Genomic DNA, 18,359 nt, shown 5'->3' with positions numbered 1-18,359 from the left:
AAAGAAATACAGCGGTATTCGTTTCTTCCCACATATTAGCCGAGGTTCAGCAGCTTTGCGATAAGGTAGCTTTTATAAGCGGCGGTAAAATACAGGCAGTAGAAAGTATTATAGATGGAGTGAGTACAGAAACGGATACTGTAACAATAATTACCAAAGAGATTAATGAAGCAGTTGAAATAATGGATTCCTTAGAAATAGTCAGGGATTTCAAGGTGGATAATCAGGAAATAACAGCATTGATTACAAGAAACTCATCTCCTCAGCTCGTTAAAGAATTGGTAAAGGCAGAAGTAGAAATTGAAGAGATCTATAAAAAGCATAAAGGTGTAGAGCAGAGATATATGGAGCTGGTGGAAGGAGGAATAAGATAATGCTGACATTAATAGGAAATGAATTTAGAAAGCTTTTAAGCAGGAAGAAAACCTACGTAGTTTTCCTTGGATTTGCAGCGTTCATGTCATTGATGGTATATGCAAAATATAGGGAAAATAAAAATATAGAATATTATAACAGCCCGGAAGTAAGACTTCAGCAGATGCAGGAAAGTATAAACCATTTTAACGACAGGATGAAGGAAATTGATAAGGAACTTAAAAAAGAGGATATCAGCGAGAAAGTTAGAACTGAATTAAATGTGGAAAAGAGATATTATACTGAAGATATAGAGAGGGTTAAAAATAGTATGAAGCCCTTGGAAGAAGCGATTAAAACAGGAAAAAACCGGATTGGAGAGCTGATTTAGACGAAGAAATTAAATCATTAGAAAATATGATTTCTGAAGATAATAACATGCCTGAAAGATATAAGCTTCAGCAGAAGGAAGAGCTTAACAAGCTTAAATACTTAAGAAGCAACGGAATAAAGCCTTTAAAAGGATATGAGTTTGAAGGGTATAACTTTTTAGTAAATACCATGAAGGAATTTATATATATTTTCATACCTCTTTTAGTGGTGGTTTTGGTATCTGATATGGTTTCAGGAGAATGCACACCTCCTACATTAAAATTTCTTATTACTCAGCCTGTTAAAAGGGGTAAAGTACTCTTTGCAAAGTTTATAACAAGTTTAATAGCATCCTTATTTATTATTTTTATAGTGCAGGCATTAGCATTTCTTGTGGTGGGAATGATTGGAGGCTTTGGAAACCCAGATTATCCTATGAGCTACGGTACAAAATATCTCCTTGATATGACAAAACTGGATGAGTTATCCAGACCTACTTTAGTTGAAATAGCCGGAACCAGACAGATGATTTCTATGTCTACTTATGTACTAAGGATGTTTCTTCTAGAAGGATTATTTATCTTTGCTTCCTGTGCATTTGGATTTTTGGTGTCAGTGTTGTTTAAAAGCTCTATGATATCTATGGTATTTTCCTCTGTAACGGTGTTTGGTATGACTATACTTTCAATATTGGGAGCAGAGTTTAAATCATTAGCTGCTGTTATGAAAAATATATTCTTCTCCTACGGAAGCATACCGAATCTTATGGAAGGAAAATATGCATTAATGTACAATGATCCAAGCTTAACTATAGAAAGAGCTATTATCGTTATGGCGGTATGGGGAATAGTAAGCTATATAATTTCACATATATATTTCACTAAGAGGGATATATTGATATAATTTAATAGAAATAATTTTTAAATTCCTAAGTGTTAATATAAATGCTTAGGAATTTTAATTACTTATATTTATTTGTGTTATACTATATTCAAAAAAACGAGTATATAGTATACTATTTATGTGTAAAGTTATATAGAATAAAGCGGGGTTGAGAGAATATGGTGGTTAATCGTGATTCCCAGGAAGAAGAAATAATGGAGAGCTTGAAGTACTTAAAATTGCTTACGGAAAGATATCCGACTATAAGTGATGCCAGTACAGAGATTATTAATCTTCAGGCGATTTTAAATTTACCAAAAGGTACAGAACACTTTTTAACAGATATTCATGGGGAGTATGAGGCTTTTGTGCATGTATTAAAAAATGCATCAGGAGTTATTAAAAGAAAGATAGAAGATAGATTTGGAAATTATTTGAGCCAAAAGGAGATAAAAAAGTTAGCTTCTTTAATCTATTATCCTGAACAGAAGCTGGAGATTATACAAAAAGAACAGGAAAACTTAAATGACTGGTATAAGATAACTCTTTACAGGATTATTGAGGTTTGCAGAATATGCTCCACTAAATATACCCGTTCAAAGGTAAGAAAAGCTCTGCCAAAGGATTTTGCTTATATAATAGAGGAGCTTCTTCATGAACGCAGGGACGTATTCAATAAACAGGATTATTATGATGAAATAATTAATTCTATTATAACCGTAGACAGAGCAAGAGAATTTATAATAGCACTATCTAACCTTATTCAAAGGTTTGTTATTGACAGACTTCACATAATTGGTGATATTTACGATAGAGGCCCTGGGTCTCATATAATATTGGAAAAGCTTATTAATTATCATTCTTTAGATATTCAGTGGGGAAACCATGATATCTTATGGATGGGGGCAGCTGCAGGTTCTATGGTTTGTACCGCCAATGTGGTAAGAATATCTTCAAGATACGGAAATCTTGATACCATTGAGGAAGGATACGGCATTAACCTCCTTCCCTTAGCCACTTTCGCTATGGAAACCTATAAGGATGATCCATGTACATGCTTTTCTCCTATACTGGATGAAGAGGATGTTTATACAAATAAGGAGGAAGAGTTAATTTCAAGAATGCATAAAGCTATAGCTATAATCCAGTTTAAGCTTGAAGGGGAAATAATCAATAGAAGACGGGAATTTAAAATGGAGCATAGGCTTGTACTGAATAATATTGATTTTACTGCTGGAAAGATTACAATAGAGGGAATAACTTACGATTTAAAAGATAAAAGTTTTCCTACAATAAATCCGAAGAACCCTTATGAACTTACCCCAGAGGAAAGAGAAGTAATAGAAAAGCTTCAGTCCTCCTTCATGAATAGCGATAAGCTTCGTAATCATATTGAGTTTCTATTCTCTAAGGGAAGTATGTATTTAAACTACAATAACAATCTTCTTTTTCATGCATGCATACCTTTAGAAGAGGATGGCAGCTTCTCAAGCTTTGAGGTATCCGGAAAAAAATTTAAAGGGAAAGAGCTCCTTGACGAATTAGAAAGAGCTGCCAGAGAAGGCTATTACAGCAAAAATAAAGATAAAAAGCTCTATGGACAGGATATTTTATGGTATCTTTGGACAGGTAAAAATTCTCCACTATTTGGGAAAGAAAAAATGACAACCTTTGAAAGGTATTTTATAGAGGATAAAACAACTCATAAGGAGCCTAAAAATCCTTATTACAAGTATAGAGACAGCGAAGAATTCTGTATAAAAATCCTCAAAGAGTTTGGACTTGAATCACAGGAGGCTCATATAATAAATGGCCATATGCCTGTGGAAAGCAAAAAAGGAGAAAGTCCTATTAAAGCAAATGGTAAACTTCTTGTTATTGACGGAGGCTTTTCTAAAGCTTATCAGAAGAAAACAGGACTTGCCGGTTATACCTTGATTAACAATTCCTTTGGTCTTCAGCTTGTAAGCCATGAGCCTTTTAAATCCACAGAGGCAGCTATCAAGGAAGAAACAGATATAAGGTCTACATTGATAGTTTTGGAGAAAAATGTAGAAAGAAAAACCGTGGGAGACACGGATATAGGTGAAGAACTAAAAAATCAGATTAAGGATCTTAAGCTCCTTCTAAGTGCTTATAGAAGAGGTATAATAAAAGAAAAATTATAAAATGGTGCCAGGCACGTGACAAGTGACAAATTTCCAAAGGAATTTGTCACTTGTCACGTGCCTGGCACCTAAGGTAGAATATTATTAAAAGATGTTGAGAGGTGTTGGCTGTGATCAGAAGAAATGATTATATATCTTGGGATGAGTATTTTATGGGAATAGCATTATTATCTGCTAAGAGGAGTAAGGATCCAAGAACCCAGGTAGGTGCCTGCATAGTTAACTCCAGAAATAAAATTGTGGGAGTTGGATACAACGGACTTCCTATAGGATGTTCAGATGATGAGTTCCCTTGGGAATATGAAGGGGATTTTTTAGGTACTAAATACCCTTTTGTATGCCATGCAGAGCTGAATGCAATCTTAAATAATATTGGGATAGATCTGGAAGGGTGCAGAATATATACTGCTTTGTTTCCCTGCAATGAATGTGAAGGCAATAATACAATCGGGAATAAAAGAGGTAGTGTACTTATCTGATAAGTATTCTCATACAGATATAGTTAAGGCTTCTAAACTGATGATGACTAAGGCGGGAGTTTCCATGAGAAAGCTTACTCCCTCTGTAGAAGAAATAAAAATTTCTCTTGATGAAAGTCAGGTTTAAAAGTAGCCCTTAAGGGCTATTTTTAATTTTAAAATAATAAATCTTGACAGAGACGATTTATTTGATAGAATAGGTAGTATATAAATATGTACGATGATAAAGAAGAGTATCTTTACAGTTTTTTTTAGAGAGATGATGGTGGGTGAAAATCATTAAAGCTGTATAGGGAAGGGAGCTTTAGAGTACAAAATGCTGAAAGCTGGGCTTTTGCCAAAAAGGGTGGAACCGCGGATTAATTTCGTCCCTTTGAGGTAGGGCTTTTTTTATTTTATAGATTATTACTCATAATATTATGGAATTATATTAAAGGAGGAAGTAAAATGGCAGTAGAAAAAACTATGGATAAAATAGTAGCCCTATGTAAAAATAGAGGTTTTGTTTTCCCAGGATCTGATATTTACGGAGGTCTTGCAAACTCTTGGGACTATGGTCCATTAGGAGTAGAGTTTAAAAATAATGTTAAAAAGGCCTGGTGGAAGAAGTTTGTTCAGGAAAGTCCTTATAATGTGGGAGTGGACTGCGCAATACTCATGAATACTGAGGTATGGGTAGCTTCAGGACACGTGGGAGGATTTTCAGATCCACTTATGGACTGCAAGGAATGTAAAGCCAGGTTTAGAGCAGATAAAATTGTTGAAGACCATATGACAGAAAATGGTGCAGAAATGCCTACAGCAGATGGCTGGAGCAACGAGGAGCTAAAAAACTATATAGAGGAGCACAGCATCAGCTGCCCTAAATGCGGTAAAAGGAATTTTACCGACATAAGAAAGTTTAACCTTATGTTTAAAACCTTCCAGGGGGTAACTGAGGATGCAAAATCAGAGATTTATTTAAGACCGGAAACAGCTCAGGGAATCTTTGTAAACTTCAAAAGTGTTCAGAGAACCTCGAGAAAGAAAGTGCCTTTTGGTATAGCCCAAATAGGTAAATCTTTTAGAAATGAAATTACTCCGGGAAACTTTACCTTTAGAACCAGAGAGTTTGAACAAATGGAACTGGAATTTTTCTGTAAACCCGGCACAGACATAGAGTGGTTTAATTATTGGAAAGACTACAGTTGGAACTTCCTTCTAAACCTTGGATTAGACAGTAAGAACCTAAGAATGAGAGATCATAGTGCTGAAGAACTTTCCTTCTACTCCAATGCTACATCAGATATCGAATTCTTATTTCCTTTTGGATGGGGAGAACTTTGGGGTATAGCAGACAGAACAGATTATGACTTAAAGAAGCATGCAGAGCATTCAGGACAGGATATGACTTATCTGGATCCTACTACAAATGAAAGATATGTACCATACTGTATAGAACCTTCCTTAGGTGCAGATAGAATGGCTTTAGCCTTCCTCTGTGATGCTTATGATGAAGAAGAGCTTGAAGGTGGAGATGTAAGAACGGTTATGCACCTTCATCCTGCGCTGGCACCTTTTAAAGCTGCTATTCTTCCTCTATCTAAAAAGCTTTCTCCTAAGGCCTTGGAGGTTTACGAGAATTTAAGCAGAAATTTCAATGTGGAATTTGATGAAGCAGGATCAATAGGAAAGAGGTACAGAAGACAGGACGAAATAGGTACACCTTTCTGTATAACCATAGATTTTGATACTTTAGAGGATAACACAGTTACACTGAGAGACAGAGACTCTATGGATCAAATAAGATTAAGTATAGATGAACTTGAAGGATATATTAAAGAAAAAATGGAATTTTAATTTAAGGGCGATTATTTCGCCCTTTTTATGATATAATAAAGAACGGAAAAATAATAGGAGGTTTATAAGCATGGGGTTGCTATATATTACAATATTATCTTCATTTTTAATAGGTTCATTTCCTACAGGCTATATACTTGTTAAGAAATATTGCGGAATTGATATAAGAACTAAAGGAAGCGGTAATATTGGCTCAACCAACGTTAAGAGAGTGGCGGGGGCTAAGATAGCTTATATAACCCAGGCGGTGGATATTTTAAAGGGAGTTATTCCCATGCTTGCGGCTATGTATATAGCTAATAACTTTAATCTCCCTGTAGATAGAAATGTTTTTCTTTCTCTTACAGCAGCAGCAGCGGTGCTGGGGCATAATTACACACCCTTTTTAATGTTTCATGGGGGAAAAGGCGTTAACACAACCTTAGGGTCCTTTATATTCATTGCTCCTATTCCTGTTATAGTTGGAATTCTGCTTCATATTTTATTGAAGAGGGTCTTTCCTATAGTTGCGGTGCGCTCTATTATACTGGGAGTGTCTATTGCTGTTACTGCCATGATTATGAAGCTTCCTCAGCCTGTGATAAACGCATGTATCTTTGCAGCGGTAGTTATGATTTTAAGGCACAGGAAAAACATACAGGAGCTTTTAAGTAAAAATAATAAATAGATTCATTTAACAAAGCTGACATATTTTCAGCTTTGTTTTTATATTGAGGATATGGAGGAGAACATGGTAAAAATAGGAGTGATTTCTGATACCCATGGATTTATAAGAGAAGAGGTATTAAATAATTTGAAGGATGTGAGCGTTATAATTCATGCGGGGGATTTCTGCAGTGAAGAAATACTAATGGAGCTTAAAAACATTGCACCTGTTTATGGGGTTAGAGGAAACAATGATAAAGGAAGTTTCGGAGAAAGTCTGCCTAAAGAAGAATTAATAGATATCAATGGTAAATATATATATGTGGTACATGATATAAAGGATATGAGTATAGTGCCTGAATCAGCAGGGGTAGATGCTGTAATATATGGACATTCTCATAAACATAAGTTAGAAGAAAAAAATGGAGTGCTTTATATAAACCCCGGATCAGCAGGAAAAAGAAGATTTAAACTTCCTATAACCATGGCATATCTATATCTTAATGAGGAAGAAGTAGAAAGTGATATTGTCATTATATGTGAGTAATATGTTATAATAACCACATGATTAAAAGGGTAGGGGATGTGTTTTATGGGTAAAAGGATAAGAGTAAAGCCTGGGAAAAGTCAATCTATAGCGGGATTCTTCGGTGGAATAGTATTTATTTTTATTGGAATATTCGCTATTACACCTGATTTTGGATTTTTCGGTATACTATGGATACTTATGGCTATTATGATTACAGCAGTAAATGGTTATAATGCCTTCAGTGATAAGGGAGTAGCCTCCTGGGAAGCAGAAATAAACGACACTTTACCGGAAACTAAAATAGAAGCAATCACCTTTGATGAAAAGCTCAGAAGACTTAATAAGCTGAAAGAGGATGGACTTATTACTGAGGAGGAATTTCAGTTAAAGAAAAAAGAAATATTAAATGAAAAGTGGTAATATAAATTGTTTAAAAGCAAAAGGCTATGGAGAGTTTCTCCATAGCCTTTATGACTAAGTGTAAGTGTATAAGTGTAAGGTTTGTAAGTGTAAGAGTTTATTATATTTTACTTGATAGCTTCGTTATATAATCTGTTAACTTCATCCCAGTTAACTACATTCCACCAGTTTGAAACATACTCTGGTCTCTTGTTTTGATATTTAAGATAGTAAGCATGCTCCCAAACATCTAAGCCTAATACTGGCTTTAATCCTTCAGATATAGGATTATTTTGATTAGGAGTAGACATTACTTCTATCCCTCCATCTTGAGTAACTACTAACCAAGCCCAACCGCTTCCGAATCTAGCAGCTGCAGCTTTAGCAAATACTTCTTTAAAGTTTTCTAAGCTTCCAAATTTGCTGTTTATTGCTTCTTGTAATTCAGCAGATGGACTTCCGCTTCCGTTAGGAGCCATCATATTCCAGAATAAGCTGTGATTATAGTGTCCCCCACCGTTATTTACAACCTGAAGTCTTATATCCTCAGGAAGAGCGTCTAGATTAGTAAGTAATTCAACTACATCCTTGTCTGCAAATTCCGGATATTTTTCCAGGGCTGCATTTAAGTTATTGATGTAAGTTTGATGATGCTTTGTATGGTGTATAGTCATAGTTAATCCATCTACATAAGGTTCTAAAGCGTTGTAATCATATTTTAATTGTGGTAATTCATGTTTCATTTAAAATAACCTCCAGTTCTCAAAATTACATTTATCTATATTTATTTAATCAAATCTACCTATGACCTTATTATAACCTAATTGATAATAATAATCAATATTATTAAACAAATATATGTAAACAGAATGTAAAACTATATATAGTAATAATAATTACAAGATTAAAAGTTATATAAGACGTTTTAGCCTGTAAAATGTATAAATTGGCGGATATACATTAAAAACCTTCGGGGGATATATTAGAATTTATGTATGATAATAAGGGAGGGATTAAAATGTTTGTAGATTTAAACAGAAGGCTTGAGGAGGCTGTATCAATAAAGAGAGAGGCGGACAAGCTCAAAGGAAAGATTAATGCTTTGGAGGAAACCATCTATAGAAGAAAACAGCTGTTAACCGTACTGAAAGAAGATATGAATAATGAACTGGAGGATGTAAACAGCTTAAATAAAATAAGTATTACTTCTTTATTGTATAGCATAATTCTTAAGAAGGATGAAAAGCTGAAAAAGGAAGAAAGAGAGTATATTGAGGCAAAATCCAAAGTTGAGGACTGTACAAGAGAGATTGAAGAATTGGAGAGAGAAAAAGAAAGATTAGAAGTTGAAATGAAAAATTATGGTGATTTTAATAAGGTGTATCAAGAACTTTTTAAGGAAAAAGAAGAATTTATAAAGAGAAACAGTACTGAAGGGAATAAAAATATTTTAAAACTTTCAGAAGAAATTTCTAACAAATCCGCTTATATTAAGGAATTAATGGAGGCTATAAAAGAAGGAGAAGCCTTGGTCTTTTCTATGGAGAATTTAATAAATTCACTGGAAAGTGCAAAAAAATGGGGTCTTATTGATATGGCGGGAGGAGGTATGATTTCCACCCATATAAAACATGAAAATCTGGATAAATCCAGAGAATACATCGACAGTGTAAAAAGCAATCTTGGAAGATTTGAGAGAGAGCTTCAGGATGTTTCAAAGGAAGAAATAAATATAGATCTTGGTGTATTTATTTCTTTTGCTGATTATTTCTTTGATGGATTCTTTGTGGATTGGTATATACAGGGGAGCATAAATGATGTGCTAAGCAATGCATATAATCTTAAGTATAAAATAGAGGATATAATTAATAATTTAGAAAAGAATTTAGGGGAGACACATATAAATTTAGAAAGCTTAAAGAAAAAGAGAGTTTCTTATATAGAAGAGTCAGAGATTTAGAGAAAGTTACCATGGCTTTATTCATAGGTTTTAAGATACAGAAGATTTTAAAATAAATTATTATTAATAAATTACAGGCTGACATCTATATCTGCTGTCAGCCTGTTTTTGATATATAGTATTCAATGTATTAATTTCACTGTGAGTTTTTTATTGAGCTTTTACTTAAATGCTTCACATATTCTTTTCAAAGCTTCTTCTAAGAGAGGTTTAGGACAGGCTATATTTATACGCTGAAAGTTATAACCGGATTCTCCAAACATGTAGCCGTCATTTAAAGCCACCTTAGCTTTATTAAGAAGTATATTATTAAGTTCTTCCCTGGAAATTTTCAGTCCTCGGAAATCCACCCATATCAGATAAGTCCCTTGAGGTTTAATTACCTTTACTTCAGGAAGATTTTTATTTAAATAGTCAATCATAAACTCCAGGTTATTATTTATATATTTCATAACTTCATTAAGCCATTGTTCTCCATGCTGGTAAGCTGCCTGAACTCCTGCTATTCCAAAGGGGGTAGCTTCCTGAATGTGCTGCTTTTCTAAAGTGGACTTGAAGGCATCTCTTACTTTTTTATTTGGAATAATTATGTTTGAGCACTGGAGGCCAGCTAAATTAAAGGTCTTTGTAGGAGCTGTACATACAATTGAGTTATCTGCAAATTTTTGTGATATAGATGCAAAAGGAATATGAGTATATCCTTCATATATCAAATCGCTGTGGATTTCATCGGATACAACTAAAATATTGTGCTTTAAGCATATTTCTCCCAATCTTTCTAACTCCCATTTTTCCCATACCCTTCCTACGGGATTGTGAGGATTACATAGTATAAAGAGCTTTACATCCTTATCTATGGAAGCTTCAAGATTTTCAAAATCCATTCTATAAACACCATTTTCAAATTTCAATTCATTATTTACTGTAATTCTGTCATTTAAAGCTATTGAATTTTTAAAAGGATGATATACAGGTTCCTGAATTATAATCTTGTCCCCTGGAGCTGTAAAGCTTTGTATTATCCAGTTTATAGCGGGAACAACTCCAGGAGTATACATAATCCAGTCCTTTTCTATACTCCAATTATGTCTCTGCTTAGTCCAATTTATAATTGCATTGTAATATTCTTCGCCGAGGTTAGAGTATCCGTAGATTGGGTGTTTTGCCCTTTCTATCAATGCCTGGGTAACCTCTTCCGGAGCTGGAAAGTCCATATCTGCCACCCAAAGAGGTATTAGATCATCTTGTCCAAATATTTCTTTAAGAGCATCCCATTTTATACTGTTAGTATTTTTTCTGTTTATTATTCTGTTAAAATCTCTCAATATAATTCTCCTTTCCTCCAAGCTTATATAAGGTTTAATTAAGATATGATATATCTATATTATATTATAGATTATAAAGGTTTTTTATGAAAATTAATAAAGCAAAGCAAGTTCAAAGATTTTTAACAACATTGTTCTGTGGATTAATATATTTGCCGGTGTTATAATAGTTGGAGTACAGGAAAAGATGTTAATATAGGAAATATTTTAATATAGTAATATGGAGGCATATAGATATGAAGAAAAACTTCGAAGAATTCAAACAGTTTATAAAAAATAAAAAAACAGCAGTAGTTGGAATAGGTGTAAGTAATATACCCCTTATTTATTTTCTTATAGAATTAGGAGCCAAGGTAACTGCTTTTGATAAAAAAACGGAAGAACAGCTTGGAAACACAGCTGAAGAGCTTAAAAGGAAAAATGTTAATCTAGAACTGGGAGAGTCCTATCTTGATAACCTTAAAGGGTTTGAGGTTATTTTTAAAAGCCCATCTATGAGGATAGACAGTAAGACGTTTATAAAGGCTAAGGAAGAAGGAGCTTATATAACTTCGGAGATGGAAGAGTTTGTTAGGTACTGCCCTGGTAAAATTTATGGTATTACCGGAAGCGACGGAAAAACTACTACTACTTCCATAGTGTATAATCTATTAAAGGAACAGGGATATAATACTTGGGTAGGAGGAAACATTGGAAATCCTTTGTTTTCAAATATAGAAGAAATAAAGGAGGATCATAAGGTAGTGTTGGAACTGTCAAGCTTCCAGCTTATGACTATGGACTCTCCTATAGATACAGCTATTGTTACAAATATTACACCTAATCATTTGGATATGCACAAAGATATGCAGGAATATATAGATTCAAAGAAAAACATTTTTAAATACCAAGGTGAGAATGGACTTCTTATACTAAACAGAGAAAATGATATAACTAATTCCTTTGTGAAGGAAGCTAATGGAAGAGCAGAACTTTTCAGCTCTAAGAGAGTTATTGAAAATGGAGCGTACTATAATGAAGGAAAGCTTTATCTTAAAGGAAAAGAAGTATGTTCTAAGGATGAAATAGTTATACAAGGAATGCATAATATAGAAAACTATCTTGCGGCATTTCTTGCAGTACAGGAAGAAGTAGATATAAGTACTATGAAAAAGGTGGCTTCTACCTTTAATGGTGTAGCTCACAGAAATGAATTTGTTAGGGAAGTTGATGGTGTTAGATATTATAATGATTCTATAGGTTCAAGCCCTACAAGAACTATTGCAACTATATCAGTTTTTTCAAAGCCTGTTATCCTTATTGCAGGAGGCTATGACAAGAATATACCTTTTGAGCCTTTAGCAGAAAAGGGCTATGATAAAATAAAAGCTCTTATACTTATGGGAGTCACCAAGAATAAAATTAAAAAGGTATTTGACAAGGTAATTAAGGAAAAGAATTTAAATATACCAATATATATGGCTGAGGATATAAATGAAAGCATATTAAAGGCAAAGGAAATTGCTCAGGATAAGGATATAGTAGTGCTTTCTCCCGCCTGTGCAAGCTTTGATATGTTTCCGAATTTTGAAAAAAGAGGAGAAGCCTTTAGAAAAATAGTAAATAGCTTATAAATATAAAGCAGTTAGTCTATTTGTTAAAATAGACTAACTGCTTTTATTAATTTTAATTATGTCCAAAATATAGATAAAAGAAGGAATTTGTCATAATTTGTAGAAAGCAATTAACAATATAATTCAAATCATATTTTATATGAGTAAGAAGGAAGGAAGTATTTATGTCTATTACAGTTAAAGATATGCTAAGTTTTGACAATCTAAATGGATTTCAGGTAATAGCAGGTCATAAGGGGCTTAATAGAAGGGTTACAGCTATGAGTGTAATGGATGCTCCAGATATTTATCAGTGGGTAAAAGGGGGAGAAATCCTTATGACTACAGGTTATATGTTTAAGGATGACATTAGTTACTTAAATCTTCTTATTAAAAAATTAAATGAAGCAGGGGCGTCAGGAATTTTTATTAAACTTGGAAGGTTCATAGAAGAGCTTCCTGAAGATGTAATTAAAACTGCTGACAGCCTTAAATTTCCTGTAATAAAAATGCCTATAGAATATTGTTTCAGGGATGTGATAAATCCCGCTCTTTCAAAGATATTGAATCATCAGGAAGAGATGCTTAAACACTCTGAGGAAATACACAATTCCTTTACAGAACTAGTTATCAACGGTGGTAATATAGATAATATAATGGAAACCTTGAAAAATATTTTAGGAAAACCCACTGCCTTTGTAGATAAAATGGAGGACAGAGTATACGGGGATAAAGATATAGCTTTTTATGATACTCATTCACACTGCTGTATTTATTATCCCATTAAGTTAAATGATAAAAATTATGGATATATAGTAGTAAAGGATAATCAAGAGCTGAAGGAAATAGATAAAATAGCAATTGAGCATGCATCTACGGTACTGAAGCTGAGCATACAAAATTACATATCAAATAAGAAAATTGAAAAAAGATATAGAGATCAGTTTGTGCAGGACTTGATTCTTAGCAACATTAAGTACAAAGAGGAACTGGAAAAGAGAGCAAAGCTATATAACTGGGATCTGTCAGGAGAGTTTTTAAGCTTTATAGTAGATATTGATGATTTTAAGCTTCAGTATCTGAGTATCATAAGTAAAGAGGAAAATGATATGATTGAAAATATTAAAAATGATATCTTTACTTATTCAGAAAATTTTATAAAACGTGTATTTCCTGATTCAATCTATACGGATTTTAGCGATGCTGTGGTTTTTTTAATAAAGATAAGAGGAATGAAGGAATTGCAGTTACACAGCCTCTTAGACCAATGCACTATTTTGAAAGATAATATTCATAAAAGATATAATTACACGGTTACTATAGGGATTGGCAATATAAAGTCTTCCATTATGGAGGTTTATAAAAGCTACAATGAAGCGCAGAAAAGTATAAAGCTATCCAGGATAGTATACAAGAGAGATAAGGTTGTTACTTATGATAATCTTGGAGTTTATAAGGTTTTGGATAAAGTATATAACACAGAGGAGGCTAAAGATTTCTATAAAGAATATATAGAAAAAATATGCAGACATGATGAAAATAATAATGGAGAGCTTTTATCAACCTTGGTTTGTATAATGGAGAACAATTGGAACCTAAAGAAGACTTCAGAGATTATGTACGTTCATTACAATACCATCAAGTACAGATATAAGAGAATTGGGGAAATCCTTGATAAAGATTTAGAGGACTTTGAAACAAAGCTGTCTCTGGAAATTTCTATAAAACTTTATCTTATGAATAATTCGTAATTGTACTAAGGGTATATAATTTTTAAAAAATTTTTATGCTCTATGTATAAAGCTTTTTTTAATATATGAAGTTATTATTAAATTAAAGAAGATTTAAGCTTCAATTTAAATTATTCAGAGGGGGAATAGCAATGTACAGAACAAAAGTTGGTTCATTACCTGATACTCTTGCCGGTGCAAGAAATAATTCTCTTTATAACCCAATAGGCCATTTAGGAAATGAAGGAAGGCTTATTTTAAAAGCAGGAAGGGTTATAGATCCTAAAAACAATATAGATGATGTCCTTGATATTGCAGTTCTAAAGGATAGAATTCATGAGGTTTCGAAGGAAATAAAGCCGGAAAAGGGAGACAGGGTAATTAATTGTGAAGGCTTATTAGTAACTCCTGGATTAATAGATATGCATCTCCATTTAGGAGACCTATTTGAAGTTAGTACCAGACCTATACATGGAGCTGCAGAGGATGGAGTTGCTCTTGGTTTATCTCCTGGTGCAGGAAATACTTTTTTAGCACCCTCTCTTTTAGGTGCTGAAATAGATAGAGGGCTTCCTATAAATATGGGAGTATATTTAGGAGCTGTAAACGTTTTAGGGACAATGCTTTCCGTAGAAGAACTGATAAAGCTGTTTAAAGGTGAGCTTGATGAAGATACCGCTTTTGAAAAGATGACAAGAAATAGAATAGCTTACCTTACAGCACCTTTAACCGTAGGAATAAAGGATCATATGGGACATTTTATAATGTCTGATGAAAATATAGATAAAATATTTGAAATAACCTCAAAGGCAAACCTGGTATTTATGAGTCACACTCAGGATCCAGCTCATGCAGAAAGAGTAGTATCCTTATCTAAGGGAAGACCTGTACATTTAGGACATGCTACCGCACCAGGCTGTGGAACGCATGATGATCCTGTAGAAAGCATGAAAGCTGTAATAAATCTTTTGAAACAAGAAAACGTAACAGGAGAATTTGTTACTACCATGCTTAGAAAGGGACTAGGAAGCAGAGACGGACTTCAAATGACTAAAGCTTCACAGCAGCTAGCTTATGATGCTCTGGAAAAGGGAATAGTGGATATATTAATCTCAGACGGACAAAATGATGCTACTATGAAGGGCTTTGGAGATACAAGAGATAATGTACCTGCTATCATAGAATTAGCTCAAATGGGAGTTCTGTCACTGTCTCAGGCCATTGCAACCATGACTGCAAATCCTGCAAAGCTTTTGGCAGAAAGAACAGGAAACAAGTGGTTTACTGAAGAGGTAGGAAATTTAAGTAAAGGAGCTTTAGCTAACATTACCGTTATTGATGAAAATGATAAGCTAGCTACCTATACCATAGTAAACGGTGAAATAGTGGCTTTTGAAAACAGAGCGGTTAGAAGAGGAGAAGGTGCAGGAGGCTGGGTAAGTAAATTTGGAATGGTTAGAAATACAGGAGTGGGTGATTTAGCTGCAGTTACTCACGTAAGATAGGAGACTTTGAAATGAAGGATATCAAAGGCTTTATTAAATCTATGAATAGTACTGAGCTTCTGGCATCTTTAATTAAAATAAATACTGTTAATCCCCCTGGAAATGAAAGGGAATTGGTTGAGTTTATTTTGAGAATATTTAAAGATGATGCTGTGGAAACTCATATTATAGATCATGGAAGCAATAGAGCATCGTTAATAGTAAAGGTTCCTGGGAAGAGCAGAGAAGGTATAGCATTTATAGGTCATTTGGATACAGTGCCGGAAGGACAGGAAAATCAGTGGACATACCCTCCTTTCCAAGCTGTAGTGAAGGATGGCTATATGTATGGAAGAGGTGCCTGCGATATGAAAGGTGGGCTGACCTCCATGATAATAACAGCGAAATATTTCATAGAAAATGACATACAGCCTGAAAAGGATATTTATCTTTGCTTTACTGCAGATGAAGAATCAGGTGGTATAGGTATTACCGCTATGAATAATGAAAAGCTGTTAAAGGACGTAAAGGAAATATTTATATGTGAGCCTACAGGAGAAAAGATTGGAATAGCGGAAAAGGGTGCTTTATGGCTGGATTTAAAAGCGAAGGGAAAACAGTGCCACGGATCACTTCCTCATAAGGGAATAAATGCAGTAGAAAATATTATGGAGTACATAAATGTTTTAAAATCCAGAATACCGGCAGAAGAAACTCATGAGCTTCTTGGAAAAACTACTGTAGCATTGACCACTTTCACAGGAGGAGTAAAAACCAATATTATCCCTGATAGTGCACAGGCTTCCTTAGATATAAGAACACTGCCCTCCTGCAGCAATGAAGGAGTTTTGGAAACAGCTAAAAAGCTTGCAGAGGAGTTTAAAGTTCATAGCAAAGGTGAAATACAGGTAGAGGTAGTTAATAACAGACCAGCGGTGGAAATAAGCAGAGATGACACTTTTATAAATAACATACTATCTGTTTTCCGAGCTTTAAATTACAAAACAGATATCATGGGTCTATTTTATTATACTGATGCTTCTCAATTTATACCTTATAATAATGTGCCTTTTGTAATATTAGGTCCTGGAGACGAAACTATACCTCACCAAGGGGATGAAAATATACTTCTGGAAGCTGTGGATAAAATGGCAGAAGTCTATATAAGCTATGCTTTAAAAGGCGAAATTTAGTTGAGCTTGAACCTATGCCATCAAAATGGATTTTATCAATCTATTTTGATGGTATAGATTATTTTATAAGAATGGAGGAATAGAAATGGCAAATCTCACTGAAGAGAGAGAATTATTAAAGGATTCTTCTTGCGTAGTACAAAATAGTCTTCCTGTAAAGAAAAAAACTTTCTTAAACAGGCCTGTAGGGTCAGTAGTAGGATTAATAGAGGCTGTAGCTATTGGTTTTGCATTATATTTCTTGCTAAGCAGTATAAAAATTTCGGGACCACTTATGGACTACAACACTGTAATTGAGAACGTGAATAATGTATTCCTTAATAAAATATTGTGGACCTTAATGAACTTTACCGAACCTCAATTTTATGCAGGTGTAGTATCATCAATTGCTATTATTTTAGGAGGAGTTATTGCCTGGAGGCTGGATTTAAAGAATTCAAAGTATGCAGGTTTTAATGTTTGCTATGGAGCTAACATGTTTCCATGGGTGCTTGCATCACAAGTGCTTTCCTTAAGTTTAACTATGTTTGTTTTTAATTATACTGACTTGTTTAATAGTGGAAATTATACTTGGCTGCCAACCTTTATTACTGTGGTAGGTTTACCGCCTGCACTTATGTTGATTTATGGGCCAAGCTTAAAGGCTTTATTAACAGGCTCTATACTTGCTTCTCTTATGTCTTTTCCTATTGCCTTATGGATATCTGATAATATTATACCGGTTTTAGGAGTTCCAGGAGTGGTTTCTAATGTGTTTACTATGGCGATAACTGAAATTATTATATTCCAAATTTGTAAAGTGCTTCCCTGGATGGAAAAGGTTCAGCCTAAAGCTATTAACAGAACGCCAAAAGATCCTGAGGATGAAGAAGAAGCTATGAAGAAACCTTTATGGTTTTTACGAAGGGTAGCTGCAGATTTTTCAGAAGCTCAATTTTATGGTAATGAAATAGCAGGGTTAATGGTAATAGTCGGTGTTACTATTGACTGGCTGCTAAATTTCAATCACGGAGTTTATGGTTCCGGTGTTATACCTGCCATACTTTTATCACAAATAGTTGCTTCAGCAGTAGGAGTATTCCTATATTTTGATAAGTTTAGAAAGGGAGGCTGGTATGCAACTTATGTACCAGTAGTGAGCGTAGGCCCAGCCTGTGTGCTTATGTTTGGAGGAACTATACCTGTAGCTTTGGTTTCTGGTGTTCTTGGAGGTATAATAGGTGCACCGGTAGCGGAATATTTTGCTAGAAAGGTACCTGAAGATTTCCATACTACCATAGCTAATGTAACCTCCATGGGAGTTTCTACTATAGTTGTATCCATGGTAATAAAGGCATTACCTTGGTTTTAAAGAAGATTTTTAATTAAAAACTGATATAATAGAAAAAGCCTTAATACTTATATCAGT

General features: G+C 34.1%; 15 protein-coding genes, 2 pseudogenes and 1 other annotated feature. Of the genes and pseudogenes, 15 read left to right on the top strand and 2 right to left on the bottom strand.

Going from position 1 to position 18,359, the window contains the following annotated elements:
* The 9 genes and pseudogenes from TA89_RS12410 to TA89_RS12370 all read left to right on the top strand — a co-directional run.
* Positions 1-374: pseudogene (locus tag TA89_RS12410) on the top strand (ABC transporter ATP-binding protein); the annotation flags it as partial.
* Positions 374-745 carry a hypothetical protein gene (locus tag TA89_RS12405; RefSeq protein ID WP_040213796.1) on the top strand — a complete coding sequence of 124 codons (372 nt, stop codon included), beginning with the start codon at positions 374-376 and terminating at the stop codon, positions 743-745. The pseudogene TA89_RS12410 and the gene TA89_RS12405, both read left to right, overlap by 1 nt.
* Positions 746-771: 26 nt before the next feature.
* The gene (locus tag TA89_RS12400; protein WP_082023937.1) at positions 772-1,629 is read left to right on the top strand and encodes an ABC transporter permease; all 858 of its coding nucleotides are present in this window, start codon (positions 772-774) and stop codon (positions 1,627-1,629) included.
* A 158-nt stretch (positions 1,630-1,787) separates the two neighbouring features.
* Positions 1,788-3,776 carry a fructose-bisphosphatase class III gene (locus tag TA89_RS12395; protein WP_040213794.1) on the top strand — a complete coding sequence of 663 codons (1,989 nt, stop codon included), beginning with the start codon at positions 1,788-1,790 and terminating at the stop codon, positions 3,774-3,776.
* Between the two features lie 152 nt (positions 3,777-3,928).
* Positions 3,929-4,382 (top strand): annotated as a pseudogene (locus TA89_RS12390) (deoxycytidylate deaminase).
* A gap of 84 nt (positions 4,383-4,466) precedes the next feature.
* Positions 4,467-4,631, top strand: a binding site (T-box leader).
* Positions 4,632-4,702: 71 nt separating this feature from the next.
* A complete protein-coding gene (locus TA89_RS12385; RefSeq protein ID WP_040213793.1) occupies positions 4,703-6,094 on the top strand; it encodes a glycine--tRNA ligase in 1,392 nt (463 codons plus the stop codon).
* 70 nt (positions 6,095-6,164) lie between these two features.
* Complete coding sequence (gene plsY, locus TA89_RS12380; RefSeq protein ID WP_040213791.1) at positions 6,165-6,761, top strand: glycerol-3-phosphate 1-O-acyltransferase PlsY; 597 nt, start codon at positions 6,165-6,167, stop codon at positions 6,759-6,761.
* 63 nt (positions 6,762-6,824) lie between these two features.
* Complete coding sequence (locus TA89_RS12375) at positions 6,825-7,286, top strand: metallophosphoesterase family protein (protein WP_052447484.1); 462 nt, start codon at positions 6,825-6,827, stop codon at positions 7,284-7,286.
* A 45-nt stretch (positions 7,287-7,331) separates the two neighbouring features.
* Positions 7,332-7,688, top strand: coding sequence for an SHOCT domain-containing protein (locus TA89_RS12370; protein ID WP_040213787.1), 357 nt, complete (start codon positions 7,332-7,334; stop codon positions 7,686-7,688).
* A 107-nt stretch (positions 7,689-7,795) separates the two neighbouring features.
* Here the strand turns inward: TA89_RS12370 and TA89_RS12365 are convergent, their stop codons facing one another.
* Positions 7,796-8,410 (bottom strand): superoxide dismutase, encoded by a 615-nt coding sequence (locus TA89_RS12365; RefSeq protein ID WP_040213785.1) that lies wholly within the window; start codon positions 8,408-8,410, stop codon positions 7,796-7,798.
* A 275-nt stretch (positions 8,411-8,685) separates the two neighbouring features.
* Here TA89_RS12365 and TA89_RS12360 point away from each other — a divergent pair, with 275 nt between their 5' ends.
* Positions 8,686-9,627, top strand: coding sequence for a hypothetical protein (locus TA89_RS12360; protein ID WP_040213783.1), 942 nt, complete (start codon positions 8,686-8,688; stop codon positions 9,625-9,627).
* 161 nt (positions 9,628-9,788) lie between these two features.
* Here TA89_RS12360 and TA89_RS12355 read toward each other — a convergent pair whose 3' ends face one another.
* Complete coding sequence (locus TA89_RS12355; RefSeq protein WP_147590126.1) at positions 9,789-10,955, bottom strand: MalY/PatB family protein; 1,167 nt, start codon at positions 10,953-10,955, stop codon at positions 9,789-9,791.
* A gap of 233 nt (positions 10,956-11,188) precedes the next feature.
* Here TA89_RS12355 and murD point away from each other — a divergent pair, with 233 nt between their 5' ends.
* The 5 genes from murD to TA89_RS12330 all read left to right on the top strand — a co-directional run bounded on the left by murD (position 11,189) and on the right by TA89_RS12330 (position 18,302).
* Entirely contained in the window at positions 11,189-12,565 is a 1,377-nt protein-coding gene (murD, locus tag TA89_RS12350) for a UDP-N-acetylmuramoyl-L-alanine--D-glutamate ligase (protein WP_040213780.1), read from the top strand.
* A 164-nt stretch (positions 12,566-12,729) separates the two neighbouring features.
* On the top strand, positions 12,730-14,295 hold the full coding sequence (locus TA89_RS12345) for a PucR family transcriptional regulator (protein WP_040213778.1): 1,566 nt from the start codon (positions 12,730-12,732) through the stop codon (positions 14,293-14,295).
* A gap of 131 nt (positions 14,296-14,426) precedes the next feature.
* Complete coding sequence (locus TA89_RS12340; protein ID WP_040213776.1) at positions 14,427-15,779, top strand: amidohydrolase family protein; 1,353 nt, start codon at positions 14,427-14,429, stop codon at positions 15,777-15,779.
* A gap of 11 nt (positions 15,780-15,790) precedes the next feature.
* The gene (locus TA89_RS12335; protein WP_040213775.1) at positions 15,791-16,951 is read left to right on the top strand and encodes a M20 family metallopeptidase; all 1,161 of its coding nucleotides are present in this window, start codon (positions 15,791-15,793) and stop codon (positions 16,949-16,951) included.
* An 85-nt stretch (positions 16,952-17,036) separates the two neighbouring features.
* Positions 17,037-18,302: a hypothetical protein gene (locus TA89_RS12330; protein ID WP_197073453.1), complete on the top strand. Its 1,266-nt coding sequence runs from the start codon at positions 17,037-17,039 to the stop codon at positions 18,300-18,302.
* Positions 18,303-18,359 lie beyond the last annotated feature (57 nt).

Origin of the sequence: Clostridium polynesiense (assembly GCF_000820705.1) — a bacterium.
Lineage (GTDB): Bacteria > Bacillota > Clostridia > Clostridiales > Clostridiaceae > Clostridium_AA > Clostridium_AA polynesiense.
This window is presented reverse-complemented; position numbering and strand designations above follow the sequence as displayed.